The following is a 26,868-nucleotide window of genomic DNA, read 5'->3' on the forward strand; positions in this document are numbered from 1 at the left end:
GGGTCAGCCGAGGAGCTCGTCGGCGGCGGCGAGGAGTTTCAGGGCGGTGGGGTGGGGGGTGCGGGTGCCCCGGGGGACGCGGGTGGCTATGCGCTGGAGGAGGACGTGGACGTCGTCGGCTTGGGCCATGGCGGCGTCGGCGTGGCGGAGGCGCAGGAGCAGCTCCAGGCCGCAGGCCGCCTGCGCGGCGACCAGGGTGAGGAGGTCGACGTCGGCGAGCTCGCCGCGGAAGGACTCCGAGCGGTCGAGGACCTCCAGGACGCCGATGACCTCCTCCTGCCGGAACAGGGGGGCGGCCATGATGCTGCCGGGGACGTAGCCGGTGGACTCGGCGGCGTCCCTGGAGAACGGGGCGTCCCGCAGGTCGTCGGCGATCATGGGCTGGCCGCTGGCCGCGACCCAGCCGGCGATGCCGGTGCCCTGGGGGAAGCGCATGCCGATCAGGTGTTCCTCGCCCTCCCCCGACACCGCCTCGAAGACCAGCTCCCCGGTCTCCTCGTCCACCAGGAATATCGACGACGCGGCGGCGCCGAACACGGCCCTGGCCACGTCCACGATGGACAGCAGCAGACGGCGTTCGATGATCGCGGTGCCCGCCGAAGGCATCGGGTCATGTACGGACATGGGTGCCTCCGTTGAGAGAGGTGACGTTGTTGGCCGCCAGGTAGAGCACCGACTTGAGCTGGAACGGCGTCATCCAGGGGTGCTTGCTGAGGATGAGGGCGCAGATGCCGGTGATGTGCGGCGCCGCGAAGCTGTTCCCGGTGCTGTGGATCTCCCGGCCGCCCGGCCAGGCCACCGGCACCCGGACGCCGCGCCCGTAGAACTCGGCCGGGGGGTTGGGGTTGTAGTAGTACGTCATCGGGTCCGCCTGGTCGTGGCTGGCGACCGAGATGACCGAGGAGAACGTCCACGGGAAGCTGAGCACGGGCATGTTGTGCGCCGACGCCACCATGAGGCACCGCCGGAAGTACGCGCGGTCGGCCAGCTCGTGCAGCGCGGGCTGGAACTCGCTGCGGGTGGTCGAGAGGCTGAGGTTGATCAGGTCGTATCCCTGGTCGATGGCCCAGCCGAGCCCGGCGAGCAGCGCCGCCCCGGTGCCCGCCTTGCCGTCGGTCAGCACCCGCACCGAGGACAGCAGCACCTGGGGGGCGAGCGACCTGATGATCCCGGCGCACGCGGTGCCGTGCCCGGCGGGGTCGACCGGATCGCAGTCGGTGACGGTCAGCCGGTCGTCCTCGTCACGGCTGACCACCAGTGACCGCTCCAGCCCGCCGACCCGGGGGTGGGCGCCCTCGACGCCGGTGTCCAGCACGCAGACCCGCACGCCGGACCCGTCGGACCCGCCCCACGCCCACTGCTGGGTGATCTCCTCCTGGCGGCTGACGTGGAACTCCTCCAGCGCCGCACGCGAGGTGCTGAGACTCCAGGCGGGCATGCCGGGATAGTGTTCCCGGCGCTCGCGCCGCCACGGCAACTGCGTCACGGTTCTGCCTCCCCTGCGGCGGAATCAGCGGAATCGGCGGCACCCCCGGCCCCCGGGACTCCGGAAGCCGCCGGGCCGCCGGCGGCGAGGCGCTCGCGGGCCCGCGCCGCGGACAGGGCGGCGCCCTTGTCGGTGTAGTGGCGCAGCGCGCGGGCCGCGGCGGCCGTCGACTCGGCGCCGAGGCCGGCGTCGCGGTAGGTGTCGGCGATCTCCAGGAGCACGTCGCCGCGCAGGCATGGGTCGTCGGTGCGCTCCAGCCGTTCCTCGGCCTGGACGGCGAGCCCGACGGCCGCGCGGTGGTCGCCGGCGAGCGACGCCAGCCGGGCGCGCAGCGCGAGCAGGGTCAGCTCGCCCCGGGACTGGAGCCGTCCCGCGTCCTCCTCCGGCCGCTCCAGCTCCGCCGCGGCCTCCGCGGCGAGGCCCCGGCGGAGCAGCTCACGGGCGGCGTAGATCTCCAGCGTGGTGGCGGGCCCGGTCTGCCCGGTGGCGCGCAGCGACGCCGCGCCCTGCCGGAACAGCCGCTCGGCCTCCTCGTGCTCCCCGGCCAGCGACTCCACCAGCCCGCTGACCTGCACCACCGCGGTGGCGGCCAGTTCGAGGTGCAGGTCGCCCGCGTACCGTCCCGCGGCCTGGAGGGCCTCGCGCGCGGCGCCGATGTCGCCGGACAGGGCCAGCAGGCGGCCCTTGGTGATCAGGACGGGCACCAGCAGCGCCCGGTCCCCGCCGAACCGCGTGGTCAGCCCCTCGCACAGCGCGAGCCCGTCCCCGACAGGTGTGGACGACCACTGCGCCAGCTCGCACAGCCCGCTGAGCAGGCGGCTCTCCTCGTAGCGGTCGCCGAGGGACCGCGCGCGGGCCAGGCCGTCGCGCAGCGCCGCCTCCGCGCCGCCGAACCGCCCGTCGCCGAGGTGCACCAGCGCCTCCAGCTGGTAGAACCTGCACCAGCTCAGGTCGTCGGCGGGGTCGGCGAGCAGCAGGTCGCGCAGCGGGTCCAGCGCCGGGGTCCGCACGCCGAAGCGCACCGACAGCGTCTCGCGCTGGATGGCGCAGGTCAGCAGGTTGCGCCGGTCCTGCGGCAGCATGCGCTCGGCGATGTCGAGCGCCGCGAACGCCCGGTCGCCGTCGCCGCGGGCGAGCCCGGCGTCGCAGATGCGCACCGCCAGCGGCCGGTGCTCGGCGTTCCCCGCGGGCAGCAGCGCGCGCCCGCGTTCCAGCAGGGCCAGCGCCGCGGGGAGGTCCTTGCGGTGCAGCGCCTGGGTGCCCGCGCCGATCAGCGCGCGGGCGGCACGCTCGGTGAGGCCGGGCAGCAGCGGGTCGTCCGGCCGCACCTCGCGCTTGAGCAGGCAGGCGGTCTCCAGGTGGTGCGCCAGGTCGCCCTGCGCGGACTCCTCGAACGACGCCTTCGGGGTCTCGGCCCGCTCCGACAAACGGTCGGCGAGAGCGAGGTGCCAGGTGGCACGCAGCTCCTTGCGGGTCATGGCGTAGACGGTATCCCGGGTGAGCGTCTGGGTGAACTGGTACGACCCGGGCAGCTCGCCGCGCCGGATCATGCGGTTGCGCAGCAGCCTGCGCAGCAGGTCGTCCAGCCGGGGCCGGTCCGCGGGGGCGTCCTGGAACAGGGCCCGCATCTCCTCGGCGGTGAAGGTGTGCCCGATGGTCGCGGCCCGCTCCAGCACGTCGCGCTCGCCGTCGCCGAGCCGGTCCAGCCGGGCGCCGAGCAGCGCCTGGATGGTGGGGGGCAGCGGCGCGTCCTCCCCCTCCTCCAGCAGCATCTCCAGCATGAGCTCGGCGAACAGCGGGTTGCCGTCGGAGCTCTCGGCGACCCGCTGCCAGGGCGGGTCGGCGCCGTGCGCGACCACCTCGGCCTCGGCGGTCCTGGCGGCGGACAGCTCGGCGACCAGGTGCCCCATCTCCATGGTGTCCAGCGGCCCGAGCTCCAGGGAGGTGGCGCACGCCATGCCGCCGCCCCAGGTGGGACGGGCGTCCAGCAGGTCGGGCCTGGCCACGCACACCAGCAGGACCGACACGTCGAGCAGCCAGGTGGCGAGCTCCTCGATGAGGTCCAGCAGGGTCGGCTCGGCCCAGTGCAGGTCCTCCCACACCGCGACCACCGGGCGGTCCGAGGCCCGCGCCTCGAACAGCGAGCGCACCGCCATGGAGATCTCCTCCACCCCGGCGCCCTCGCCGTCCGCGCCGGAGGACGCGCCGGTGAGGCCGCGCAGGGCCCGCACGCTCGCCGGTTCCAGCGTCTGGCCGATGGACGGCCAGCCGGCCTGCGGGGATTCGAGCATCTCGGCGATGGGCCGGTAGGTGATGCCCGCGCCGTAGGACAGGCACCGGCCGCCGAGCACGGTCACGTCGTCGGGCAGCGCGTTGGTGAAGTCCCGCACCAGCCGGGACTTGCCGATGCCGGGCACGCCGAGCAGCGTCACCACGCAGCACCGGCGGCCCTGGGTGACCCGGCGGTACGCCTGGCGCAGCTGCTCCATCTCCTCCTCGCGGCCCACCAGCGGGATCTGGTCCTCGTCGGGCCGCCGACCGTAGGGCTCCAGCGACAGCAGCCGCCACGCCCGCACCGGGCTGCTCTTGCCCTTCAGCGTGAGCGGCGGCACGGGATCGAGGGTGGCCTGCGCGCGGACCATGCGCGCCACCTCGTCGCCGACCAGGATCTCGCCGCCCTCGGCGGCCGACTGCAACCGGGCCGCGGTGTTGACGGTGTCCCCGATGACCCGCAGGTCCGAGCCGGGGGTGACGATGACGATCGCCTCCCCGGCGGAGATGCCGCAGTGCACGTCCAGCCGGATGCCGTGCGTGGGCGCGAGCTCCTCGCTCAGCCGCCGCACCCCCTCGACCGCGGCGTGCGCGGCGCGGACGGCGCGCAGCGCGTCGTCCTCGCTGCTGACCGGGATGCCGAAGGTGGCCATGATGGCGTCGCCGATGAACTTCTCCACGACCCCGCCGTGCTCGGCTATTCCGGTGGTGCAGGCCCGGTAATAACGGTCCAGGATGTGCCGCAGAAGCTCGGGATCGAGCCGCTCGGCGAGTTCGGTCGACCCGACCAGATCGATGAACACCACGACGACGTGCCGGCGCGCCGGGCCCGTGGCCCTGTCGCTCATACGAGCTTGAGCTCCTGGCCCTCGACCTCCCCCGCCACCGCGTCCAGGCGGGTCTTGATGGAGTTGAGCAGGTCGACCTCGGGGCGGCTGAGGTCGGCGAAAACCTGCCGTTGCCCCTCGTTGAGCAGGTCGATCGGGTGCCCCGCGGCCCGCAGGGTGGTCAACGCGTCGAACGACTCCGGCCGTGGTCGAGCCTCGCTGGGGTTCATCGGCTACCTCCCGGATCCTCGCCGCCGCGGATGCTCTCGGCTGCTGGTGCTCCGCACGCTAGTCAGCCCGGGTTTGTAGCCAGTATGGCGGCGCCATGCCGTCGCCATACTGGGCCGAAACTGGCCCTCCCTAGCGTGTGGATCGCCGATGAACGGCACCGTCCCCGGATACTCGAGGAGCCTGCCATGACTGAGCCCAACGACGCCGTCAACCCTGAGATCGAGCCCGAAGAGGCCGAGGCCCCGGATGTCGTCGCCCACTCCGAGGACGACAGCGAAGAGAGCCCCCTTCCTCCCCCCGCCGGTTGGTGCGGCGTGCACCAGTCGAAGGACCTCGGCTGACCGAGCGCGTGTGTTCCCGGTCTCCCAGGTGGAGACCGGGAACTCTCGTCGTGTAGTGCGAGTGCGAAGGAGTCCCATGAACCGAGGCCGTCACCGTGGCGTGGAGGCCCGTCCCCGCGTGCTCCGAGGGGAGCACGGCTGGTGGTTCCTCGGGCCCGGCGGGGTCGCGAGACTGAAGGACGGACACCTCACCCCCGATCTCACCCTGCGGCCGGCCGCGGAGCGAAGCCTTCGCGAGCGGGGCCTGTTCGACCTCCCCGCCTATCGCACGTACTCGCTCACCGTGCTGACCAGCACGAACTGCAACCTCGGCTGCGCGTACTGCTTCCAGAACGTCGAGCAGGACACCAGCGGCGCGAACCGCCCGCCGCGGATCGGCTACTCCCGCCTCACCTCCGGCACGATCACCTCGGTACTGGAGTTCGCCGCGCGGCGCATGGCCGAGGGCGGCATGTCCGGCCTCGGGGTGATGCTGTTCGGCGGCGAGCCGCTGCTCAACCCCCGGGGCTGCCGGGAGCTGCTCGCCCGCGCCGCGGACTACGGGCTGTGCTGGGCGAGCATGACCTCCAACGGCACCCTGCTCACCCCCGCGCTGGCCCGTCAGCTGAGCGACCTCGGGCTGCGCGACGTCCAGGTCACCTTCGACGGCGACCGGGACGAGCACGACGCCATCCGGGTCCGCAGGACCGGGGGCGGCACGTTCGACGACATCGTGCGCAACATGGCGGCGGTGACGGAGGCCACCCCGCTGCGGTGGGGCCTGCGGGTCAACGTCTCGCACCACAACCACGAGGGCATCGACGACCTCGTGGAGCGGCTCGGCGCCGCGCTGGACCCGTCCAGGTGCGCGATCTACTTCGCCCGCGTCGGCGACGTGGGCATCGGCTACGGCAACGACCTGGAGTTCTCCGGCGACATGGCCGCCAGCTTCATCCGGTGGCAGCGCCGCGCGCTGGAGCTCGGATTCAGCGTGCCGCGCCCCCGCACGATCGACCCCTGCCAGGCGTGCTCGTACGCCGACGGCAAGTACGGCGCGGTGGTGAACGCCGACGGCACCCTGTCCAGCTGCTGGGAGACGGCCGGCAAGCCCGGCTACCAGGTCGGCACGGTCCGCGACGGCTACCTGCCGCGCGAGCGGACCGAGGGCAAGTGGATCTCCTGCGAGGAGTTCTACGAGTACGCCGAAGACCTGTCGGCGCTGACCCGGTTCCAGGACACCGTGGACGCGGCCCTGCTCGACTACCTGAGCGCCACCGGGCGGCTCGGCAAGTGAGCCCCGGAACCTCGGGACGGGAAAGGAACACCATGCGCTACCCGGACGCTCCGCGTCTGGACACGGCCGAAGAGTTCCACGGTGAGGTCGTCGGCGACCCCTACCGCTGGCTGGAGGACGCCGGCGACCCGCGGACCCTGGCGTGGACGGCCGCCCAGCAGGAACTGTTCGCCCGCGAACGCGCCGGGTGGGCGGAGCTGCCCGCGTGGCACGCGACGCTCACCGAGCTGAGCCGGCTGCCGATGGGCTCGGTGCCGCGGCTGCGCGGGGACCGGGTGTTCGCCAACCGCCTGGAGGCCGGCGCCGAGCACGCCGAGCTGCTGGTGCGTGAAGGCGGGGACGAGCGTGTGCTGATCAGCCCGCTCACGCTGGACCCGGGCGGCGGCACGGTGCTGGAGGCGTGGCAGCCGTCGCTGGAGGGCGACCTGCTGGCGTACCAGCTCTCGTCGGGCGGCACCGAGGACTCGCTGCTGCGCGTGATGGACGTCGCCACCGGTGCCGTGGTGGACGGCCCGATCGACCGGGTGCGGCGCACGCCGGTGGCCTGGCTGCCCGGCGGCCGGTCGTACTACTACGTGCGGCGGCTCGCCCCCGAGCTCAACCCGGGCGAGGAGCGGTACCACCGGCGGGTGTACCTGCACCACGTGGGAACCGGCCCGGAGCAGGACGTGCTGATCTTCGGAGAGGGCCAGGACAAGACCCGGTTCTACACCGTCGGCGTCACCCCCGACGGCCGCTGGCTCAAGGTCTCGGCGACCACCGGCACCAGCCCCGCCAACGACCTGTGGCTCGCCGACCTGCGCGACGGCCCTCCGGAACGGCCCCGCCTGCGCCCGGTCCAGCAGGGCACGGGGGCGCGCACCGTCCTGCAGATCGCCCCCGGCACCGGGCCCGGCGACCCGGTGTGGCTGCGCACCGACCGGGACGCGCCGCGCGGCCGGGTCGTGGTGGCGACCGCCGCCGGCCCCGCGCCGGCGGCCTGGCGCACGCTGATCCCCGAGCGGCCGGACGCGGTGCTGGAGGATTTCGCCCCGCTGACCGGCGACGGCCTGGACCGCCCGCTCATGCTCGTCCTGTGGAGCCGGCACGCGGTCTCGGAGATCACCGTGCACGACCTGGCCGACGGCCGCGAGCTCGGCACCGTGGGGCTGCCCGGCAGCGGCGCCGCCGGGCCGCTCACCACCCGGCCCGAGGCCGGCCACGAGGCGTGGTTCGTCTACTGCGACCACACCACGCCGCCGACGGTCCTGCGTCACGACGCCCTCACCGGCCTGACCGAGCCGTGGACGCGACCGCCCGGAACCGGGCACGACGGCGAGGTGAAGACCTCGCACGTGACGTTCCCCTCGAAGGACGGCACACCCGTGCGCATGTTCGTCCTGTCCGCGGCGGGCACGCCGGACCGGCCGCGGCCCGCCGTGCTGACCGGGTACGGCGGTTTCGGGGTGTCGATGTCGCCCGGGTACATGCCGCAGGCGCTCGCCTGGGTCCGGGCGGGCGGGGTGTTCGCCGTCGCCTGCGTGCGCGGCGGCGGCGAGGAGGGCGAGCAGTGGCACCGCGCGGGCACCGGGCCGCGCAAGCAGAACGTCTTCGACGACTTCGACGCCGCGGCCGGCTTCCTGGTCGAGCAGGGCTGGACGGCGCCCGGCATGCTCGGCGCCGTCGGGGAGTCCAACGGCGGGCTGCTGGCCGGCGCCGCGCTGACCCAGCATCCGGAGAAGTACGGCGCGGTGGTCTGCCTGGCGCCGCTGCTGGACATGCTCGGCTACGAGAGGCTCGGCATGGGGCCGAGCTGGCGGCCCGAGTTCGGCAGCGTGGCCGACCCCGAGGGCTTCGCGGTGCTGCGGGCCTATTCCCCCTACCACCGGGTCCGGGAGGGCGTGCGGTACCCGCCGGTGCTGTTCGCCGTCGCCGACGGCGACACGCGGGTGGACCCGGCCCACTCGCGCAAGATGTGCGCCCTGCTCCAGCACGCGTCCTCGGGCTCCGGCCCGGTGCTGCTGCGGCTGGAGCGGGACGTCGGCCACGGCGCCCGCGCCGCGAGCCGCATCAACGCCCTGCACGCCGACGTCTTCACCTTCATGGCCCGGTACCTCGGCCTGCCCCGGGCCCCCGCCCCGGCCGACCCCGACGTGACCACGACGCCGGCATGAACGTCCTGCTGTGCCCGTTCGGCGAGCCCGGCTACCTGTACCCCGCGCTGGCCGTCGGGATCGAGCTGCGCGGGCGCGGCCACACCGTGACGGTCCTCGCCCGGCCCGGCGCGGCGCGCGTCGTGCGCGAGGCGGGCCTGACCCCGCTGGACGCGACCGCCTACGCGGAGGCCGGCACGTTCTCCGTGAGCATGTGGACGCGGACGGGACGGCAGCAGTACCAGGCGGTGGTCAGGGCCGCCGGGGAGACCGGGGCCGGCGCGCTGCTGACGTCGCCGCTGTGCCACGGGGCGCTGCTGGCGGCCGAGGCGCTCGACCTGCCGGCCACCGTGCTCGGCTTCGCCGCCCACATGTGGCCGTACCGCGAGGGCGGGGAGGGTGAGCCGGAGCACGTCGTGGCGCGGCGGTGGCGGCTGCGGGAGCTGCTGCGCCACTACGGCGCCACCCGCGAGCAGACGGGAATGCCGCCGCGCCGTGACCGCCAGGAGGACCGCCCGCTGATCGGGGCGGGGCTGCTGCTGCGCGGGGACCCGGCGCTGGAGTACCCGGGCGCGGTCCTGCCGGACGGGGTGCGCCACGTCGGGCCGTGCGTCTGGGAGCCGCGCGCCGACCCGGCCGAGCTGGACCGGGTCGCCGGGCTGCTGGCCCGTGCGGGCAAGCCGGTCGTGTACGTGCACCTCGGGCGGACGTTCGGCGGGGACAGCATGTGGCCGCGGCTGAACGCGACGTTCACCGGCGGCCCGTACCAGGCGGTGGTGGAGCTGGCCCGCTCCGCCGACGCGCGGCCCCATCCCTGCGCGGACATCGTCACGGTCCGCGTGCCCTGGATGGACCCGCTGGTCGCGTCGGCGCGGATGGTGCTGACCAACGGCACCAGCTCCCCGGTGCTCGCCGCGCTGCGCCACGGCAGGCCCTTGGCGGTGGCGCCGGCGGGCTCGGAGCAGCCGGTGCTGTCGGAGGCGTGCGTGCGCTCCGGCGTCGCGGTCCGCTTTCCCGCCGATGAAGCCGCCGACGGCACCGCGGCCCTCACCTCGGCGCTCACCGGCGAGTCCCCGCACCGGGTCCGCGACCTGGCCACCCGCCTGGCCGCCACGCGGGGCGCGGCGGCCGCCGCCGGCTTCGTCCTGTCGACCCTCTCCCCCGCCCTGGCGGGCACCTCGGGAGCCGCCCCATGACACCGTCCGGACCGCGGCCGACACCCTCAAGCCCGGGACTCGCCGACGATCCCAACTCCGTGACACCGTCCGGACCGCGGCCGACACCCTCAAGCCCGGGACTCGCCGACGATCCCAACTCCGTGACACCGTCCGGACCGCGGCCGACACCCTCAAGCCCGGGACTCGCCGACGATCCCAACTCCGTGACACCGTCCGGACCGCGGCCGTCGCCGTTCAGCCCGGGATTCGCCGACGATCCCTACTCCGTGCTCGCCCCGTACCGCGCCGAGTGCCCGGTGGCGCGGGTGACCACGCCCAGCGGGCGGCCCGTGTGGATGATCACCAGCGACGCCGGCGTGCGGGCCGGGTTCACCGACGCGCGGCTGTCCCTCCAGGACGGGCGGGACCTCACGGCGCCGCGGGAACGGGCCCTGGACATCACCTTGGTCAACTACGATCCGCCGCACCACACCCGGATCCGGCGGCTGGCCACGCCGTGGTTCACCGCGCAGCGCGTCGAGGCCTACCGGCCGACGGTCGAGGCGGTCGCGGACGAGTTGCTCGCGCCGCTCGCCCTGCGTCCGGTCGCCGACCTGATGGCGGACTTCGCGCATCCCTTCTCCTTCCAGGTCATGTGCGAGCTGTTCGCGCTGGACCGCGCGGTGCGCCCCGACCTTTACGGCTGGATCGCCACGGTGTTCCGCCATCCGGTGCGCGACCGCCGCGCCGTCGTCGACGCCATGAACCGGCTCGACGCGTTCTTCCACGCGGAGACGCGGCGACGGCTCGCCGAGCCGGGGGACGACGTGCTCTCCTGCCTCGTGCGCTCGTGGGACCCCGGCGGCGAGGTCACCGAGCAGGAGATCGTCTCACTGGGAGCCTCGCTGCTGCTGGCCTCGTACGAGACCACCGCCGCGACGATCGGCATGTCCCTGGTGGAGCTGCTGGCCCGCCCGGCGGCCCTCGCCGCGCTGCGCTCCGGCCGGGTCGCCCTGCCGGCCGCGGCGGACGAGCTGCTGCGATTCCACCCCCCGGGACCGTTCGGCACCCTGCGCACCGCGACCGAGGACATCCCGGCCGGGGACACGGTCATCCCGGCGGGCGCCCGCGTGCTGCTGTCCATCGCCGCCGCCAACCGCGACCCCGCGCGGCACGCCGACCCGGACCGGCTGGACCTGTGCCGGGCGGGCGCCGGGCGGCACATGACGTTCGGTCTCGGCCCGCACTACTGCCCGGGCGCCCCGCTGGCCCGGCTGGAGCTCACCGTGGCGCTGGACGCCGTCGCCCGCCACTTTCCCCGCATGACCCTGGTGCAGGGGCGTCCGCGCTGGCGCGGCGACATCCTCAACCGGAGTCTCACCGATCTCCTCGTGCGCCCGCACGGCGGGCGACCCTCAGTGAACGGCATCCCACCGACGAAGGTGACGACATGAGCGAGCTACCGCCGCTGCGCCGCAACTTCCGCTTCCAGACGTTGTGGATCGGCGCGGCGACCTCGGAGCTGGGCACGACGCTGACCTGGCTGGCCTTCCCGCTCCTGATCCTGGCCGTCACCGGCTCCCCGGCGGTGGCCGGTCTGATCAGCGCGTTCCGGATCACCACCAACCTGCTGGTCTCGCTGCCCGCGGGCGTGTGGGTGGACCGGTGGGACCGCCGCCGCATCCTGATCGTCTCCGAGGCGGTGCGGTTCGGCAGCCTGACCGCGCTGACCCTGGCGATCTTCACCGACCAGGTGGCGATCTGGCACATCGTCGTCGTGGCCGTGGCGAACGGCACGGCCGACGCGTTCTTCAACCCCGCCCGCGCCGCCGCCATCCGCGCGGTGGTCGCCCCCGAGCAGCGCGCGTCGGCGTACGCGCAGGAGGAGGCGCGCAGCCACGCGGCGTCGCTGGCCGGGCCGCCGCTCGGCGGTGTCCTGTTCGCGCTCGGGCGGGTGGTGCCGTTCGCGGTGGACGCGCTGACCTACCTGATCTCGATGGTGTGCGTCATCCTCGCCAAGGTGCCCAGGCACCCGGAGACGGCCACGGACCAACGGCAGAAGACCCGGATGCGGGCCGACATCGCCGAGGCGGGCGGCTGGTTGTGGCGGCAGCGGGGTCTGCGTGCCGGGCTGGCGTTCTCCCTGGTGTCCAACCTGGTGGCCAACGCGCTGCTGCTGCCGGTGATCGTGATGATCGAGGCCGGCGGCGGCGACTCGGCCGTGACCGGCCTCGTGCTGGCCGGGATGGGGCTCGGCGGGCTGCTCGGCGCGATGGTGTCCGCGCGGATCGGCGCGCTGCTGCCGCCGGGACGGCTGATGCTCGCGGTGGTGGGGTTCTTCGCGCTGATGGTGTGCGCGACGGCCCTGCCGTTCGGGGCGTACTGGCCCGCGGTCCCGTTGTTCCTGGCGATGGTCGCGGTCCCCGCGCTCAACGTGGCGCTGCAGGTGCTGGTCGCCGCGCTGGTGCCCGACGCGATGATGGGGCGGCTGACCTCGTTCTTCGGCACGGCGAGCATGGGCCTGACCCCGCTCGCGCCGCTGGTCGGAGGCGTGCTGGCGCAGTACGTCGGTGGCGCGGGCGCGCTGGTCATCATCGGCGGGCTGCTCGCGCTGAACGTCGTGCTCGCCGCGATGGGCCCCGGCCTGCGCAGCCTGGACATCATCGCGTCCACGCACGCCGGCGGCCCGGAGCCCGGGGACCCGGAGCCCGCGCGGAACGGCTCAGCCGGTGACCCGGTGCAGCTCGACCGCGAACCGGTGGGCGAGCGGTGACATCGTGTAGAGCATGGTGTGCGCGGTCACCTCGTAGTCCGGCACCGACAGGATGTTCGCCTCCAGCAGCGACTCGATGACCCGCTCGGGCGGCATCCCGGTGCCGTCCAGCGTGTCGACCAGATCGTCGTGGCTGAACGGCGGCGCGTCCAGCGCGCCGAGCGTGCGGAACGCGGCCCAGGGCGTCCACGTGGGCCGGTTGTAGCCCTCCTCGAACCGTTCGCGCAGCGACAGGTCCCCGGCGACGAACTCGTCCAGGACGCTCTCGGCCCGCCCGAGGCGGTCGGCCAGCCGGGCCAGCGGGACGTGCGGCAGCCCGGCGAACCTGCCGCCGAGCACGCGCAGGATCAGCGGCGACAGCCCGTACCGCTCGAAGATCGCGGAGACGGCGGGCAGGTCCCCGAGCACCCGCGGGGCGCCGATCATCCTGCGCAGGAACTCGGTGCCCTCGTCGGCCGACAGCTCCCCGAGGCCGACCCGCGTCACCGACTCCAGCCCGCTGAGCCTGCTGCGGCTGGTCACCAGCACCTTGCTCTCCGAGGTGCCGGGCAGCAGCGCGCGCACGCTGGCCTCGTCGGGGGCGTCGTCCAGGATGAGCAGGACCTTCCGCTTGGCCAGCCAGGACCGCCACACCGACGACAGCACGTCCTCGTCGCGCACCGCCGCGATGTTCAGCCCGATGGCTTCGAGCAGTTCCCGCTGGATGTCGGCGATGGGCCGCGGGGCGCCGCCCCTGCGCCGCAGCGGGAGCACGACCGCGCCGTCGGGGAACGTCGGGGCCAGCATGTGCGCGACGCGCACGGCCAGCGTGGTCTTGCCGATGCCGAGGTCGCCGGTGATCAGGGTGACCGCCGAGGACTCGTCGGCGATGCGGCGCATCTCCTTCTCCCTGCCGACGAAGTCGCCGATGTCGCGAGGCAGCTGGTTGGCCGGGGCCTGGATCGGCTTCACCGGGGTGCCGTTGCGCGGCGCGGAGGTGCCGCGGAGGATCTCCTGGTACAGCGTCCTGAGCACCGGGCTCGGGTCGATGCCCATCTCCGCGGCCAGGTGCCTGCGCAGGCCCTCGAAATGGGACAGCGCCTCGGAGGTGCGGCCGCAGCGGGCCAGCGCGGTCATCCGGGCCGCCGAGATGCGCTCGCGGGTGGGGAACCGCGCCGCGAGGACGTCCAGGCCGGCCAGCGCCTCCACGTGGCGGCCGAGCTCGATCTCCAGCTCGGCCCAGTCCTCGTACACCGACAGGAACAGCTCGGTGAACCGGCCGACCTCCCGGGACACCAGCGGGACGTGCGAGAACTCGGCCAGCGGCTGGTCGCGCCACAGGCCGACCGCGTCGGCGAGCAGCTCGGCGGCCACGGCGGGGTCACCGCCGCGGATGGCGCCGCGCCCGTTCTTCGCGGCCTCCTGGAATCGCAGCAGGTCGAGCTCGTCCCGCTCGGCGCGGAAACTGTAGCCCCAGCCCTGGAAATCGATGCGGTCCCCGACGATCTTGCGGAGCGCGGAGACGTAGACCTGGAGATTCTTGCGGGCGGTGCGCGGCGGAATATCGCCCCACAACGCGTCGATGAGCTGAACGGAAGGAACCACCATATTGACGCGGCATAACAATATGGCCAGCAACAGGCGCTGTTTGGGTGCGCCGATGACCGCCTTGACATCGTCGACCCGGACCTCGAGCGGCCCGAGTATCGAACAGCACAGGCGAGACGAGACCCCGTGACTCATGCGTCCCCCTCGATGTCACTTCGCCGCGGTGGCCATGGGTCACCGACCTTGCCGGCCACTAGGGGTGCCCAGTGTGAGGAAATCGACGATCCCGACCGGCGGCGGGGATATCACGTCCCCGGCCGCCCGCAGATGCAGGGCGCGGACCATCCGCGCCGCCGCGTGGGACACGGCGCGGTCGCCGGCCTTCGACTCGAACCAGCGCCAGTCGCCGTCCACGTTGACTTCCAGGAACACCACCTCCTCACCGTCGAGCAGTAAATCGAACGCTCCATAAATGAGGCCCCACAGCTCCGCCAGCCCGCGCACCACCTCGGCGGCCCGGGGCGGCACGGGCACCGGCGTGACGGCCACGGCGGTGGCGTCGCGCCACAGGGCGTCCGGCGCGCTCTTGACCACCGCGTACGCGTACACGGCGCCCGCGAGGTGGAAGACCCGCAACTCCGCGTCGTGCCGCACGTGCTCCTGGACGATGACAGGGAAGTCCAGCGGCGCCCAGCGCGCGGCCTCGGCGCGCGGCACGACCTCGGGGAACACCCCGACGAGCAGGCCCGGCGCGGTCTCCACGAAGTGCTCGTCCAGGACCTTCACCACGACGTCGGGGCCGGGCATCGCCGCGGCGGCCGGCCCTGGGTCGGTGGTGACGACGGTGCGGGGGATGCGGATCCCCGCCCGTGCCGCTCCGGCGAGCTGTTCGAGGCGCCCGGGGGCGCCGCCCGGCAGGACCGACGGCGCCAGGGCGCCGAGCTGGCCGATCAGGGCGCGCCAGGAGTCGGCGCGGAGCATTCCCGCGGCCGGGTCCGCCGCGCCGGGGGCGGCGCGGGGCGACAGGTGCCGGGCCCAGACGACGGTCGGCGCGATGGGGTGGCCGTCCACGGTGACGGTGCCGTCGCCGACGGAGACCGAGAGCGCGAGGGCCGCCACGCCGCCCGCGTCGACGCGGACGCTCGGCACGCCGAGCCGGGAGAGGGTGTGGCGCAGCGCGGCGAACTCGGAGCTTCCCGCCCGGTCGGCGAGCACGACGTAGGGCGCCGGGGCGGGGGCGGACGAACCGGGCGGGCCCGGCAGCCAGGACACGGTGTGCTCAGTGGGAGGGAGGTCGACGACGACCGGGGAAACGTGGAGTCGGCCTAGAAGAGGCCCCATTTCTGCGCTCAACTTCTCACCGTGATTGTGCCCAGACCGAGCGTCTTATTCGCACGTACCACCGGTAATTGCATTGAAAGCGCGACCGTGATCACACTCACCCCTACAGCTAACGATGTCATCCCTTTAGTGTCAAGAGAACAGGATGTAGCGCCATGAATACCGCGCAATTCACGGAAGGGATAAAGGTTATTAACCAGGCCCGAACCGGACACTTGACCGGCCGTTATTCCGCGCGCTCCGCCGTGGCCAGACCATGGAAGGCGGGCTCGTCCGGCCATGCCTCGTAGCGCCTGAGCCCGTACAGCAGCGGGACGGCGTCCTCGCGCCACCCGGTCGCGCCGGCCACCTTGCCGATCACCAGCGTGTGGTCGCCGGCGGCCACGACGTTGTCCACGGCGCACTCCATCGTGGTGTGCGCGTGCTCGGGCAGCGCGGGCAGCGACCAGATCGGGGTGGTGTCCCAGCCGACGGCCGCGAAGCGGGCGGGTGCGGGCGAGGAGAAGACGATCGCCGCCTCCCTGCCGCCGAGGTGAAGCAGGTTCACCGCGAACACGCCGCGCCACACCACCTCGGCCAGGGTCTCGCTGCCGCGGCGCAGCGAGACCAGCAGCAGCGCGGGCTTCAGCGACAGGCTGCACAGCGACGAGACCGTCATGCCGTACGGCGTTCCGTGCCGCCCCACGGTGGTCACGACCGCGACGCCGCTCGGGAACGTGCTCATCAGGTTCCGGAAGCGGCCTGCGGCGATGGAGTCGATCTGGCGCGGCATCGCTGTCCCCCCGGCGGTCACAGGGTCGGGGCCGAGCGTGCCACCCAGCCGTCCCGGTCCTTCACCAGCTCGTCGTGCAGCCGCGGCTCGGCGTCGAACAGGGCCAGCGCCTCCGCCTGCGGCAGCGCCTTGCGGACCAGCACGTCGGCCGCGGCCTTGCGTTCCCGCCACCGCTCGATCGGCTCGGCCGAGCGCAGCAGCCGGGTGGGCACCTTCTGGCCGAGGAGCACGCAGTCGATGCCCTCCAGGCCGTAGAAGGTCGGCGCGGTGAGGCTCAGGTGCAGCTGGGTCAGCCGGTCGCGCAGGCGCAGCGGCGCGCCCGCGGCGTACACGTCGAGCAGCGGCTGGAGGCCGGAGACGTCGGTGCGCTCGCGCGCCTCCCGCCAGAACGGGGTGTCCAGCCGCGTGTTGAAGCGGTAGTGGACCGACAGGAACCAGCGGATCTCATCCCATTTCATGCCCAGCACGGAGTTGACCACGTCGCGGCCGACCGGGTCGGCCCAGGAGGCGGGCATCGCGCGGACCAGGGCCAGGATGCCCTGCGTGATCATCAGCAGGCCGCTGGACTCCAGGGGTTCCACGAAGCCGTAGGAGTTGCCGATGGCCATCATGTTGCCCCGCCACGCCGACTCGTGGCGGCCCACGCGGAACCGCACGAAACGCGGCGGGGTGATGCCGGGGAAGCGCCGGGCCAGCTCGTCGGCGGCCTCCTCGTCGCTCAGCGCGGCCGAGGAGTAGACGTAGCCGAGGTGGTCGCTCTCCCTGGTCGGGATGTTCCAGCACCAGCCCGCGTCCATGGTGGTGGCCGAGGTGTACGGCTTGAGCAGGCCGCCGTGCGGGATGTTGCCGGTCACCGCGGAGTCGGTGAACAGGCTGCCGGAATAGCTGTGGAACCGGGTGTTCAGGGCCTTGCCGAGCATCAGGGAGCGGAAGCCGCTGCAGTCGACGTAGAAGTCGAAGTCCAGCCGCTGCCCGTCGGTGGTGACCAGGTGGTCGATCCAGTCGGGACCGGAGGGCACCACATCGGCGATCTTGGCGTCCAGGTGGCCGACGCCCCGGGCGCGGGCCAGGCCGGTGAGGTAGCGGACGAACCGCTCGTTGTCCAGGTGGTAGGCGAAGGACAGGTACTTCATCAGGGAGATCGGCTCGCCGGCCGGGCCGAACACCGGGGTGCGGTTCCCCATCATCATCAGCGACTGCAAGGTGAAGGCGTTGATGTTCCCGCGCTCGGCCAGCGAGCCCAGCACGCCGACCGAGTTGACCCCCCAGTCGAACGGGGCCATGAAGCCCTCCGGGTCGGGCCCCCAGTTGAACTTGATGCCGAGCTTCCACGTCGGCTGGACCTCGCGGTAGAAGTCCTGCGGGTCGATGCCGAGGTAGCTGTGCAGGAACGTCACCATCAGCGGCACCGTGGCCTCGCCCACGCCGATGATCGGCACGGTGGACGACTCGACCAGCGTCACGTCCAGCCACGGCCGCTTGGCGCGCAGGGCCAGCGCGGTCAGGTACCCCGCCGTCCCGCCGCCGATCACCCCGACGGTGCGGACGGCCCGGGGGTCGTCGGCGGACGGCCTGACGAACTCCTCCGCCACCCGTTCGCGCCCGGCGCCGAAGCCGCGCGGCGCCTTGGCCTCCTCGGGGGCCAGCCAGGAACGCACCAGCGCGCGTTCCTCCTCGGTCATGGACCCGGCGAGCCCGTCCAGCATTCCGCTCAGGTTCATGGGGTTGCCAGGACTCGACGCCATGCCCGGACTCCGTTCCCGCCGCCGCGTGGTCGATTCGCAGGCTAAGATCCCGAAGTTCGGATTCGGTTCAGCGCCGGTATGGAAGCGTTCTAGGGCTCGGCCTACCAGCGGCTTTCCGCCGATGTCACAATCCGTTCCATGAGTGACGCGGAGTGGCCCGGCGACCCGGACGACGACGCCTGGGCGGACCCGGAGTCACCCGGCGACGACCCGGCCGCCCGGTACGCGAACATCGCCGTGGCCCTGCACACCCGCTTCACCTACTCAGGGGACGAGGAAGACCTCGCGGCCGCGATCGACGCGGCCCGGACCGCCGTGGCACACGCCGGGCCGGGGCATCCCGAGCACGGCCCGCACCTGTCCAATCTCGCGGTGATGGTGGGCGCCCGCCACCAATGGTTCGGATACCCCGAGGACCTGGACGAGGCGGTGGCGCTGATGCGCGCGGCGATGGACGCGACACCGCCCGGCACGCCGGGCCGGGAGGGGGTCGTCTCCAACCTCGCCGACGCGCTGCACCTGCGCCACGAGGCGCGGGGCGCCGACGCCGACCTCGCCGAGGCCGTGGACCTGAAGCGCGACGCCCTCGCCGCCACCCCGCCCGGCCACCCGGACCGCGCCGCCGTGCTCGGGGAGCTGGCCGAGATGCTGCTCACCCAGACCACCCGGTTCGGCCGCCTGTCCCTGCTGGAGGAGGCCGTCGCGGCGTCCCGGGAGGCCCTGGCGGAGGTGCACGAGTTCCGCCGTGCGGACATCGTCGCCGGCCTGGCCGGGGCCCTGCGTTACCGCTACGACGTGCTCGGCGCACCCGCCGACATCGACGAGGCCGTGCGGCTGGCCCGCGAGGCCCTGGCGCTGACCCCCGATGACCACTCGCTGCTGCCGCACCGGCTGTACGACCTCGGCGCGACCCTGCAGACCAGGTACGAGGAGACCGGGGACCCCGCGGACCTGGACGAGACCCTCGCCGTCCTCCGGGACGCCGTCGCGGCCCTGCCTGCGGACCACCGTCACCAGCCCGCGTTGCATCTCGGCCTGTGCAACGCGCTGCGCCTGCTCGGGCTGCGCACCGGCGACCTGGCCGCGCTGGACGCGGCGGTCGCGGCCGGCCGTACCGCGCTGCTCCTGCCGGAGGACCACCCGCACCGCCCCTCCTACCTCGGCACCCTCGGCGCCGCGGTCTACGAGCGGTTCGAACGGACCGCGCGCCCGGCGGACCTGGCCGAGGCCGTGCGGCTGCTTCGGGAGGCGATGGCGGGCCTGCCGGAGGAGCACGCCCAGCGCGGCGTCTGCGCCGCCAACCTGTGCGGGCTGCTGAACAGGCGCTTCTCCTGGTACGGCGACCTGCCCGACCTCCACGAGTCGGTGGAGGCCGGTCGCACGGCCGTGGCGTCCCTCCCGGAGGGGCATCTGGAGCTCCCGGCGGCGCTGCACAACCTCGCCACCGCGCTCGGCGACCGCTTCGAGGTGTCCGGCGACCCCGCCGACCTGGAGGAGTCCATCGGCACCGGCCGTGCCGCCCTGGCCGCGCTGCCCGAGGCCAACCCGTTCCGGCTGGCCGTGCTGGACGCCCAGGCGGCCCACCTGCGCGCCCGCCACCGGGCGACCGGCGACCTCGGGGACCTGCGCGAGTCCACCGCGCTCAACCGCGAGGCCCTCAACGCCACCCCGTACGGCGCCCCCGGGCGCGCCGCCCGGCTGGCCAACCTCGCGATCGCCCTGCGCGAGCACTACGTGAGCGACGGCGACCCCGGCCACCTCGCCGAAGCGGCCGACGCCGCCCGCGCGGCCTGCGAGCTGCTCCCGCCGGAGCACGCGAACCACGCGACGGCCGCCGCCAACCTGGCCCTCGTCCTGGTCGACCGCTACGCGCACCACGCGACCGCCGAGGACCGCGCCGAGATCGCCGGGCTGTACCGCGCCGCCGCGACCGACCCACGCGCGAGCGTGCCCACCCGCGTCCAGTCCGCCTCCGGCTGGGGGGCGTTCGCCGCCCACCACGACGACTGGACGTCCGCCCGCGAGGGCTTCTCCACCGCCGTCACGCTGCTCCCGCTGCTGGCCTGGCGCGGCCTCCACCGCGCCAGCCGTGAGCGGTTCCTCTCCGGCTGGAGCGGCATCGGCGGCACGGCCGCCGCCTGCGCCCTCACCACCGGCGACCCCGCCGAGGCGGTCCGCCTCCTGGAGCTCGGCACCTCGGTCCTGTGGTCCCAGTCCCTGCAGACCCGCACCGACCTGTCCGCGCTGCGCTCGGCCGCCCCGCACCTCGCCGAGGCCCTGACGCGCCTGCGCGCCGAGCTGGACGCCCCCTCCTGAGCGGCCGTCCTCACGGCCGGCGCAGGAGCCGGAGCGTCTCGTCCCACAGGCGGTCGGCCGCGTCGTCGTCCAGGGCGTAAGAGGCCACGCCGTTCATGCCGTCGCCCGGCGAGGTGACGACCCCGGCCTCCGCGCAGTCCTGGAAGTAGCGTCCGGTCACCCCCTGGACGTGCGGGGACGCGGCCAGCAGGACCGAGGTGGCGGCGCCCTGCTCCGGGGTCTTCCAGCCCCGGGGGACGTCCATGACGCGGCCCTGCTCGTCCAGCGCGCCCACGAACCGCAGCTGGTTCTCGTCGAGGTGGCGCTGGAGCGCGGTGACGATGCCGCCGGGGTGCAGCGCGTTGGCGGTGACGCCGCCGGGGGCCCACCTCTTGGCCAGGGCGACGGTGAACAGGATGGACGCCGTCTTGGACTGGCCGTAGGCGGACCAGGCGTCGTAGGGGCGGGAGGTGTAGTGGACGTCCTCGAAGACCACCGGGGACATGAGGTGCGCCGCCGAGCTCACCGTCACGACCCGGGCGTCCCCCGCGGCGGTGAGGGCGTCGTGCAGGCCGAGGGTGAGGGCGGCGTGGCCGAGGTGGTTGACGGCGAACTGCGTCTCCCAGCCCTCCGGGGTCGTGGTGCGCTCGGGCAGCGCCATGACCCCGGCGTTGTTGACGAGGATGTGCAGGGGCCCGTGCCAGCCCGAGGTGAACGCGTCGATGGTGGAACGCTCCAGCAGGTCGACGCGCGCGACCCGGACGTCCCCGATCGCGGCGGCGGCGCGCTCCCCAGCGGCGGGGTCGCGGACGGCGAGGGTCACCTCGGCTCCGGCGGCGGCCAGCGCGCGGGCGGTCTCCAGGCCGATGCCGGAGGAGGCGCCGGTGACGACGGCACGCCTGCCGGTCAGGTCGACGCCGGCGAGTACCTCGCGGGCGGTCGACCGGGCGTCGAACGGGGTGGTGATTCTGGGCATGGCTGTACTCCGTGTGTCGGATCGGTGTGCCGTAAGGGTGGGTCAGGCGGCGGTGCGGCAGATCAGCCGGACGGCGGTCCTGATCCGGTCGCGGAACTCGGCGCGGGTGGCCGAGGTCTGCTTCCAGGTCATGGCGGCGGAGAACAGGACGTCCATGACGTCGTCCGCCGCCACCTCGCCGGTGAGCACGCCGGGCGGGGCGAGGGCGGCGATGCGCGCGCTGATCGTCGCCCGGGCCTTCTCCTGGTAGTCGTGGAACATCGACCCGAGCTGCGGGCCGCTGTTCTCCAGCAGTTCCCCGAGGTCCTTGGCCATCTGGCTCTCGACGTACTGCCCGGCCAGCGCGTCCAGCCCCGCGACGACCCGCTCCTCGAACCGCAGCGCCTCGTCGGCGAAGCACGCCTCCATGGCCCGCTGCCCCTGCTCCATGACCCCCCGCATGGTGGCCCGGTAGAGCTCCTCCTTGCCGGGGAACAGCAGGTACAGGCCGGGCCGGGAGATGCCCGCCGCCTTGGCGACCGCCTCCATGGACGTCTTCTGGAACCCGTACCGCCCGAACACCGCGAGAGCGGCGGCGAGGACGGCGTCGCGTCTGGGGGCGGCGGTCTCTGGAATGCTCACGACTGACACATTAGACAAACTTCCAAAAGTTGTCTAATTCGTCAGCCCTGCGACCGGCCTTTATGAGAGGTGATTCACCTGTTAGGTTACTGGGGAAACATCCGGCACCTCCCGAGGGATGGCGATGAACGCAGCCCGGTCCCGCACCGTCCGCACCGATCGACTGGCCACCTACGTCCGCGAGCGCGGCGAAGGGGTGCCCGTGCTGTTCGTGCACGGCAACCTGTCCGACGGGTCGGTGTGGGACGAGCAGCTGTCCCTGCTGCCGGACGGCCTCCACGGCATCGCGCCCGACCTGCGGGGATTCGGACGCAGCGAGGCGGCGCCGGTGGACGCGACCCGCGGGCTCGGGGACTTCCGGGACGACCTCTCGGCGCTGCTGGACGCGCTCGGGGCCGGGGCCACGCACCTGGTGGGGCACTCGCTGGGCGGCGGCGTGGTGATGGACTTCGCCATCCACCACCCGGAGCGCGTGCGCACGCTGACCGTGGTGGCGCCCGCGTCGCCGTACGGCTTCGGCGGCACCGGCGCCGGCGGCCGCCCCAGCACGCCGGACTTCGCGGGATCGGGCGGCGGCACCGCCAACCCCGAGCTGGTGAAGCTGATCGCCGAGGGGGACACCTCCGACCAGCACCCCCTGTCGCCGCGCAACGTCGTGCGCAGCCTGTACTTCCCGAGCCCCGAGGCCGTGCGGGACGAGGAGGCGCTGACCCGGGGCATCCTCGCCACCCACATCGGCGACGGCAACTACCCGGGGGACAGCGAGCCGTCCGCGAACTGGCCGGGCATGGCGCCGGGCACCCGCGGCGTGCTCAACGCGCTCTCCCCCAAGTGGTTCGGCTGGCACACCCTGCCCGGGTCCGGCTGCCGCGCCCCCGTGCTGTGGGTGCGCGGCGACAAGGACGTCATCGTGTCCGACACCTCCACCTCCGAGCTCGGGCACCTCGGCGCGCTCGGGTACGTCCCCGGGTGGCCCGGTGCGGACGTCTACCCCGCCCAGCCGATGGTCCGGCAGACCAGGGACGTGCTGACCAGGTACGGTCGTCACACCGAGCACGTGTTCGACGGCACCGGCCACTTCCCTTACACCGAGCGGCCGGAGGAGTTCGCCGCGCTGCTGCACGCCCACCTGTCGCGGACGCCCGCGATCTGAGCATCGGATTCCATCACCCGGGGGGTCACGGCATGAGGGCATGGCAGACCGAGGACGGGCCGCCGCCCACCAGCACCCGCGGGCGTCCGCTCTCCCCCAAGGGCGAGCGGACGCGGCGGCGGCTGCTCGACGCGGCGGAGGAGGTGTTCGCCGGGCTCGGGTACCACGAGGCGTCCATCGTCAAGATCACCGAGACGGCGGGGTGCTCGCAGGGCACCTTCTACATCTACTTCGAGGGCAAGCAGCAGATCTTCGACGAGCTGGTGGCCGACCTCAACCGGCGGGTCAGGCACGCCATGTCCGAGGGCGCCCGCCGGGGCCGTAGCCGCGCCGAGGCCGAGAAGCTGGGCTTCGAGGGGTTCTTCCGCTTCACCACCGAGCACCCGGCGCTGTACCGCATCATCCGGCAGGCCGAGTTCGCCTCCCCCGGCATGCTGCGCTGGCACTACCGCACCATCGCCGACGGCTACGTCGGCGGCCTGCGCGACGCCATGGACGGCGGCCAGATCGTGCGCGCCGACCCCGAGGTGCTCGCCTGGGCCCTGATGGGCGTCGGCGAGATGGTCGGCATGCGCTGGATCCTGTGGAACGATCCGCCCGAGCCCTCCGAGCCCCCCGCCGTCCCCGCGCCTTCCGTCCCCGCGTCCGGCGGCGCCGTCCCCGCCGACGTGCCCGCGCATGTCTTCGAGGAGATGTACGCCTTCATCCTCCGCGGCCTCGGCGCCGGCGAGGGGCGATGAGCCTCACGCTCGGCCGGTGGCCGCGGGACCGCGCGCGGGCCACGCCGGAGCGCACCGCCGTCGTCTTCGGGGACGAGGAGATCACGTACGCGACCCTGGACGCGCGGTCGGAACGGCTGGCGTCGGCCCTGCTGCGGGCCGGGGCCCGGCCGGGGGACCGCGTCGCGTCGCTGACCGGCAACCGGCCCGAGCACGTGGAGCTGTTCTTCGCCTGCGCCAAGGCCGGGCTGATCCTCACCCCGGTCAACGTACGGCTGACCGCCCCGGAGATCGCCTACCAGCTCTCCCACGCCGAGCCGTCGTTCCTGTTCGCCGACCCCGCCCTGCTCCCCCTCGCGGCCGAGGCCCGCGCCGCGTCCGGCCACCCCGTCCGCATCGCCGAGCTGACCCGCCCCGCCCTGGACTCCCTCGCCCCCGGCGCCGAGGTCCCCGCCCCGGCGGACGGCGACGGGCTGCTGCTCGTCTACACCTCCGGCACCACCGGCCGTCCGAAGGGCGCGCTGCTCAGCCACGCCAACTGCTTCTGGACGAACCTGTCCCTGGACCGGGGCTGCGAGCTGCGCGAGGACGACGTGGTTCTCCAGGTGCTCCCCCAGTTCCACGTCGGCGGGTGGAACGTGCAGCCGCTGCTCGCCTGGTGGAAGGGCGCGACGGTCGTGCTGGAGCCGTCGTTCGACCCCGGCCGCGCCCTGCGTCTCATCGCGGACCGGCGGGTGACCACGATGATGGGCGTGCCCGCGACGTATCTCTTCATGGCCCAGCACCCCGGCTTCGCCGCCGCGGACCTGTCCTCCCTGCGCCGCGTCATGGTCGGCGGCGCCCCCATGCCCGAGCCCCTGCTGCGCACCTGGCTGGACCGCGACGTCCCCATCGTCCAGGGCTACGGCCTGACCGAGGCGGCCCCCAACGTGCTGTGCCTGCCGCCCGCGGACGTCGCCCGCCGCGTCGGCTGGGCGGGCGTCCCGTACCCCCACGTGGACGTCGCCCTCCGCGACACCGAGACCGGCGAGCTGGTGCACGGTCCCGGTGCCGGCGAGCTCCTGGTCCGCGGGCCGAACGTCTTCACCGGCTACTGGCGCGACCCCGCCGCCACCCGCGCCGCGGTCACCGGCGGCTGGCTGTCCACCGGCGACATCGCCGAACGCGACGCGGACGGCTACCACCGCATCCGCGACCGCGCCAAGGACATGTACATCTCCGGCGGCGAGAACGTCTACCCCGCCGAGGCCGAGTCCGTCCTGCACGCCCACCCCGGCGTCGCCGAGGCCGCCGTGGTCGGCGTCCCCGACCCCCGCTGGGGCGAGGTCGGCTGCGCCTTCGTCGTGCCCGCCGCGGGCGCCGCCGCCGACGCGGACACGCTGCTGGCGCACTGCCGGGCGCACCTGGCGGGCTACAAGGTGCCGAGGCACGTCGTGCTGGTCGACCGCCTGCCCCGCTCGGCCGTGGACAAGGTGCTCAAGAGCGAGCTGCGCGGCGCCTGGACCGCGTCCCGTCTCCAGAAACAGTAAAACCCAACGTGATCGCCAAGTGACGCTCTGTAGCATCTGCTGGTCGGTTCAACGATCAGTTACGGAGAGAGCACATGCGTCACATTCCCGCGATCATCGCGCTGGCCGCCGCCGGGTTCGTCGTCACCGCCGCGTCACCCGCGAGCGCCGCCACGACCACCCTCAGCGGCACCGTCTCCCCGGGCACCGAGACCTACCTCACCCCTGAGCTCACCCCCACCGCGCCGTACCGCGGCGTCGTGCTGGTCCAGCTCAGCAACAACCCCGGCCCCGTGGAGGTCAAGATCGGCAACTGCCGGGGCCGGTACCTCGGCACCGTCGCCATCCCCGCCGGGGACCACCTGCCGCACGTCGCCGCCGTGACCGGCACGCCGCCCACGTGCATCCGCTACCGCGTGAAGAACCCCGGCACCGCGCCGGTCACCGTCGCCGGGAACGGCTACTTCTAACCCACCTCGCGGCCCGCCCGCCAGACCCGCGACACCAGCGGCACCCCGGGCCGGTACGCCAGATGGATCGGGGACGGCGCGTCCAGCAGCACGAAGTCCGCCCGGGCGCCCGGCGCGAGGTGGCCGACATCGGCCCGCCTCAGCGCCCGGGCGCCGCCCATCGTGGCGGCCCACAACGCCTCGTCCGGCGTCATGCGCATCTCCCGCACGGCCAGCGCGACGCAGAACGGCATGCTGGTGGTGTAACTGGACCCCGGGTTGCAGTCCGAGGCCAGCGCCACCGTCACCCCCGCGTCCAGCAGCCGCCGCGCGTCCGGATAAGGCGACCGCGTCGAGAACTCCGCCCCCGGCAACAGCGTGGCCACCGTGTCCCCCGACGCCAGCGCGTCCACGTCCGCGTCACTCAGATGAGTCACGTGATCGGCCGACGCCGCCCCCAGCTCGACCGCGATCCGCACCCCCGGCCCCTCTTCGAGCTGCCCCGCGTGCACCCGCGGCACCAGCCCCTTGGCGACCCCCGCCTCCAGGATCGCCCGCGTCTGCTCCCCGTCGAACGCCCCCCGCTCACAGAACACATCGATCCACTTGGCATGAGGCGCACAAGCCTCCAGCATCGGCCCCCGAACCAGATCGACGTACTCATCCCCCCGCCCCGCGTACTCCGGCGGCACCACATGCGCCCCCAGAAACGTCACCTCTTCAGTGAGCCCCCCCGCCACCCGCAAACTCCGCACCTCATCGGCAACCGTCAGCCCATACCCCGACTTGCACTCGATCGTCGTGGTCCCCGCCCGCCCCGCCTCATCGACCAGCCGCCCCACATTCCCCGCCAGCTCACCATCACCGGCCTCCCGCGTGGCCGCCACGGTGGTCCTGATCCCCCCAGCGCTGTAGGCCCGCCCCGCCATCCGTGCCGCGAACTCCTCAGCCCGATCCCCCGCGAACACCAGATGCGCATGACTGTCCACGAACCCGGGAACCACCGCCCGCCCCCCGGCATCCACCCTCTCCTCCACCCCACCCGGCGCCGTTCCCCGCTCCCCGGCCCACACCACAACCCCGTCCTCCACGACAAGCGCCGCGCCCTCCACCACCCCGACCTCGGGATCGTTGGTAACCAGCACCCCGATCCCATCGACGAGCAACGACGCCACCCCGGCCCCCGATCCACCCTTCCCGCCCATGCCCCCATCCACCCTCTCACACCCCCCCCCCCCCCCCCCCCCCCCCCCGCCCCCCCCCCCCCCCCC

22 protein-coding genes are annotated in these 26,868 nt (G+C 73.7%); 11 read left to right on the plus strand and 11 right to left on the minus strand.

The window, feature by feature from the left end:
- Positions 1–3: 3 nt before the first annotated feature.
- Genes ACFP1K_RS28345 through ACFP1K_RS28360 form a run of 4 tightly spaced genes read right to left on the minus strand, consistent with a single transcriptional unit; the run spans position 4 to position 4,814 of the window.
- The gene (locus ACFP1K_RS28345) at positions 4–624 is read right to left on the minus strand and encodes a GAF domain-containing protein (protein ID WP_380758878.1); all 621 of its coding nucleotides are present in this window, start codon (positions 622–624) and stop codon (positions 4–6) included.
- The gene (locus ACFP1K_RS28350) at positions 611–1,486 is read right to left on the minus strand and encodes a S8 family serine peptidase (protein WP_380758880.1); all 876 of its coding nucleotides are present in this window, start codon (positions 1,484–1,486) and stop codon (positions 611–613) included. The genes ACFP1K_RS28345 and ACFP1K_RS28350 overlap by 14 nt, the downstream gene beginning before the upstream one ends.
- Entirely contained in the window at positions 1,483–4,605 is a 3,123-nt protein-coding gene (locus ACFP1K_RS28355; protein WP_380758882.1) for an AAA family ATPase, read from the minus strand. The genes ACFP1K_RS28350 and ACFP1K_RS28355 overlap by 4 nt, the downstream gene beginning before the upstream one ends.
- The gene (locus ACFP1K_RS28360) at positions 4,602–4,814 is read right to left on the minus strand and encodes an aroma-sacti cluster domain-containing protein (protein WP_380758884.1); all 213 of its coding nucleotides are present in this window, start codon (positions 4,812–4,814) and stop codon (positions 4,602–4,604) included. The genes ACFP1K_RS28355 and ACFP1K_RS28360 overlap by 4 nt, the downstream gene beginning before the upstream one ends.
- 186 nt (positions 4,815–5,000) lie before the next feature.
- Between ACFP1K_RS28360 and ACFP1K_RS28365 the strand changes: the two genes are divergently transcribed.
- The 6 genes from ACFP1K_RS28365 to ACFP1K_RS28390 all read left to right on the plus strand — a co-directional run bounded on the left by ACFP1K_RS28365 (position 5,001) and on the right by ACFP1K_RS28390 (position 12,491).
- Complete coding sequence (locus tag ACFP1K_RS28365; RefSeq protein ID WP_380758886.1) at positions 5,001–5,156, plus strand: hypothetical protein; 156 nt, start codon at positions 5,001–5,003, stop codon at positions 5,154–5,156.
- Positions 5,157–5,232: 76 nt separating this feature from the next.
- Entirely contained in the window at positions 5,233–6,429 is a 1,197-nt protein-coding gene (locus ACFP1K_RS28370) for a radical SAM protein (RefSeq protein WP_380758888.1), read from the plus strand.
- Between the two features lie 32 nt (positions 6,430–6,461).
- Complete coding sequence (locus tag ACFP1K_RS28375; protein WP_380758890.1) at positions 6,462–8,582, plus strand: prolyl oligopeptidase family serine peptidase; 2,121 nt, start codon at positions 6,462–6,464, stop codon at positions 8,580–8,582.
- Positions 8,579–9,757, plus strand: coding sequence for a glycosyltransferase (locus tag ACFP1K_RS28380; protein WP_380758892.1), 1,179 nt, complete (start codon positions 8,579–8,581; stop codon positions 9,755–9,757). The genes ACFP1K_RS28375 and ACFP1K_RS28380 overlap by 4 nt, the downstream gene beginning before the upstream one ends.
- A gap of 185 nt (positions 9,758–9,942) precedes the next feature.
- On the plus strand, positions 9,943–11,172 hold the full coding sequence (locus ACFP1K_RS28385) for a cytochrome P450 (RefSeq protein ID WP_380758895.1): 1,230 nt from the start codon (positions 9,943–9,945) through the stop codon (positions 11,170–11,172).
- Positions 11,169–12,491, plus strand: coding sequence for an MFS transporter (locus ACFP1K_RS28390; RefSeq protein ID WP_380758897.1), 1,323 nt, complete (start codon positions 11,169–11,171; stop codon positions 12,489–12,491). Before ACFP1K_RS28385 ends, ACFP1K_RS28390 begins: the two co-directional genes overlap by 4 nt.
- Here the strand turns inward: ACFP1K_RS28390 and ACFP1K_RS28395 are convergent.
- The 4 genes from ACFP1K_RS28395 to ACFP1K_RS28410 all read right to left on the minus strand — a co-directional run bounded on the left by ACFP1K_RS28395 (position 12,441) and on the right by ACFP1K_RS28410 (position 17,876).
- Positions 12,441–14,213, minus strand: a complete 1,773-nt coding sequence (locus tag ACFP1K_RS28395) for an AfsR/SARP family transcriptional regulator (RefSeq protein ID WP_380758899.1) — start codon at positions 14,211–14,213, stop codon at positions 12,441–12,443. The genes ACFP1K_RS28390 and ACFP1K_RS28395 overlap by 51 nt on opposite strands.
- Before the next feature lie 39 nt (positions 14,214–14,252).
- Complete coding sequence (locus ACFP1K_RS28400) at positions 14,253–15,290, minus strand: ATP-grasp domain-containing protein (protein WP_380758901.1); 1,038 nt, start codon at positions 15,288–15,290, stop codon at positions 14,253–14,255.
- 295 nt (positions 15,291–15,585) lie between these two features.
- Positions 15,586–16,131 carry a flavin reductase family protein gene (locus tag ACFP1K_RS28405; protein WP_380758903.1) on the minus strand — a complete coding sequence of 182 codons (546 nt, stop codon included), beginning with the start codon at positions 16,129–16,131 and terminating at the stop codon, positions 15,586–15,588.
- A 17-nt stretch (positions 16,132–16,148) separates the two neighbouring features.
- The gene (locus tag ACFP1K_RS28410) at positions 16,149–17,876 is read right to left on the minus strand and encodes a tryptophan halogenase family protein (protein ID WP_380758905.1); all 1,728 of its coding nucleotides are present in this window, start codon (positions 17,874–17,876) and stop codon (positions 16,149–16,151) included.
- A gap of 138 nt (positions 17,877–18,014) precedes the next feature.
- Between ACFP1K_RS28410 and ACFP1K_RS28415 the strand changes: the two genes are divergently transcribed.
- Positions 18,015–20,192 (plus strand): hypothetical protein, encoded by a 2,178-nt coding sequence (locus ACFP1K_RS28415; protein WP_380758908.1) that lies wholly within the window; start codon positions 18,015–18,017, stop codon positions 20,190–20,192.
- A gap of 10 nt (positions 20,193–20,202) precedes the next feature.
- On the opposite strand, the gene ACFP1K_RS28420 is transcribed toward ACFP1K_RS28415, so the two are convergent.
- Both ACFP1K_RS28420 and ACFP1K_RS28425 read right to left on the minus strand, forming a co-directional pair.
- A complete protein-coding gene (locus tag ACFP1K_RS28420) occupies positions 20,203–21,147 on the minus strand; it encodes an SDR family NAD(P)-dependent oxidoreductase (protein ID WP_380758910.1) in 945 nt (314 codons plus the stop codon).
- A 42-nt stretch (positions 21,148–21,189) separates the two neighbouring features.
- The gene (locus tag ACFP1K_RS28425) at positions 21,190–21,768 is read right to left on the minus strand and encodes a TetR/AcrR family transcriptional regulator (RefSeq protein WP_380758913.1); all 579 of its coding nucleotides are present in this window, start codon (positions 21,766–21,768) and stop codon (positions 21,190–21,192) included.
- A 124-nt stretch (positions 21,769–21,892) separates the two neighbouring features.
- On the opposite strand from ACFP1K_RS28425, the gene ACFP1K_RS28430 reads away from it, so the two are divergent.
- From ACFP1K_RS28430 to ACFP1K_RS28445, 4 genes are all read left to right on the plus strand, one after another.
- Positions 21,893–22,921, plus strand: a complete 1,029-nt coding sequence (locus ACFP1K_RS28430; RefSeq protein ID WP_380758915.1) for an alpha/beta fold hydrolase — start codon at positions 21,893–21,895, stop codon at positions 22,919–22,921.
- A 32-nt stretch (positions 22,922–22,953) separates the two neighbouring features.
- Positions 22,954–23,661 (plus strand): TetR/AcrR family transcriptional regulator, encoded by a 708-nt coding sequence (locus tag ACFP1K_RS28435; RefSeq protein ID WP_380758917.1) that lies wholly within the window; start codon positions 22,954–22,956, stop codon positions 23,659–23,661.
- On the plus strand, positions 23,658–25,169 hold the full coding sequence (locus ACFP1K_RS28440) for an acyl-CoA synthetase (protein ID WP_380758918.1): 1,512 nt from the start codon (positions 23,658–23,660) through the stop codon (positions 25,167–25,169). The genes ACFP1K_RS28435 and ACFP1K_RS28440 overlap by 4 nt, the downstream gene beginning before the upstream one ends.
- A gap of 74 nt (positions 25,170–25,243) precedes the next feature.
- Positions 25,244–25,618 (plus strand): hypothetical protein, encoded by a 375-nt coding sequence (locus ACFP1K_RS28445; protein WP_380758920.1) that lies wholly within the window; start codon positions 25,244–25,246, stop codon positions 25,616–25,618.
- Here ACFP1K_RS28445 and hutI read toward each other — a convergent pair.
- Positions 25,615–26,802 carry an imidazolonepropionase gene (hutI, locus tag ACFP1K_RS28450; RefSeq protein WP_380758922.1) on the minus strand — a complete coding sequence of 396 codons (1,188 nt, stop codon included), beginning with the start codon at positions 26,800–26,802 and terminating at the stop codon, positions 25,615–25,617. The genes ACFP1K_RS28445 and hutI overlap by 4 nt on opposite strands.
- Positions 26,803–26,868 lie beyond the last annotated feature (66 nt).

The sequence above is a fragment of the Sphaerisporangium aureirubrum genome (assembly GCF_042658925.1).
GTDB classification, from domain to species: domain Bacteria; phylum Actinomycetota; class Actinomycetes; order Streptosporangiales; family Streptosporangiaceae; genus Sphaerisporangium; species Sphaerisporangium aureirubrum.

Coding starts and splice junctions, on each gene's coding strand:
- ACFP1K_RS28395 (WP_380758899.1), bottom strand. CDS start 14,213: ATGAGTCACGGGGTCTCGTCTCGCCTGTGCTGTTCGATACTCGGGCCG.
- ACFP1K_RS28410 (WP_380758905.1), bottom strand. CDS start 17,876: ATGGCGTCGAGTCCTGGCAACCCCATGAACCTGAGCGGAATGCTGGAC.
- ACFP1K_RS28360 (WP_380758884.1), bottom strand. CDS start 4,814: ATGAACCCCAGCGAGGCTCGACCACGGCCGGAGTCGTTCGACGCGTTG.
- ACFP1K_RS28390 (WP_380758897.1), top strand. CDS start 11,169: ATGAGCGAGCTACCGCCGCTGCGCCGCAACTTCCGCTTCCAGACGTTG.
- ACFP1K_RS28415 (WP_380758908.1), top strand. CDS start 18,015: ATGAGTGACGCGGAGTGGCCCGGCGACCCGGACGACGACGCCTGGGCG.
- ACFP1K_RS28370 (WP_380758888.1), top strand. CDS start 5,233: ATGAACCGAGGCCGTCACCGTGGCGTGGAGGCCCGTCCCCGCGTGCTC.
- ACFP1K_RS28375 (WP_380758890.1), top strand. CDS start 6,462: ATGCGCTACCCGGACGCTCCGCGTCTGGACACGGCCGAAGAGTTCCAC.
- hutI (WP_380758922.1), bottom strand. CDS start 26,802: ATGGGCGGGAAGGGTGGATCGGGGGCCGGGGTGGCGTCGTTGCTCGTC.
- ACFP1K_RS28355 (WP_380758882.1), bottom strand. CDS start 4,605: ATGAGCGACAGGGCCACGGGCCCGGCGCGCCGGCACGTCGTCGTGGTG.
- ACFP1K_RS28365 (WP_380758886.1), top strand. CDS start 5,001: ATGACTGAGCCCAACGACGCCGTCAACCCTGAGATCGAGCCCGAAGAG.
- ACFP1K_RS28345 (WP_380758878.1), bottom strand. CDS start 624: ATGTCCGTACATGACCCGATGCCTTCGGCGGGCACCGCGATCATCGAA.
- ACFP1K_RS28420 (WP_380758910.1), bottom strand. CDS start 21,147: ATGCCCAGAATCACCACCCCGTTCGACGCCCGGTCGACCGCCCGCGAG.
- ACFP1K_RS28440 (WP_380758918.1), top strand. CDS start 23,658: ATGAGCCTCACGCTCGGCCGGTGGCCGCGGGACCGCGCGCGGGCCACG.
- ACFP1K_RS28445 (WP_380758920.1), top strand. CDS start 25,244: ATGCGTCACATTCCCGCGATCATCGCGCTGGCCGCCGCCGGGTTCGTC.
- ACFP1K_RS28405 (WP_380758903.1), bottom strand. CDS start 16,131: ATGCCGCGCCAGATCGACTCCATCGCCGCAGGCCGCTTCCGGAACCTG.
- ACFP1K_RS28430 (WP_380758915.1), top strand. CDS start 21,893: ATGAACGCAGCCCGGTCCCGCACCGTCCGCACCGATCGACTGGCCACC.
- ACFP1K_RS28380 (WP_380758892.1), top strand. CDS start 8,579: ATGAACGTCCTGCTGTGCCCGTTCGGCGAGCCCGGCTACCTGTACCCC.
- ACFP1K_RS28435 (WP_380758917.1), top strand. CDS start 22,954: ATGAGGGCATGGCAGACCGAGGACGGGCCGCCGCCCACCAGCACCCGC.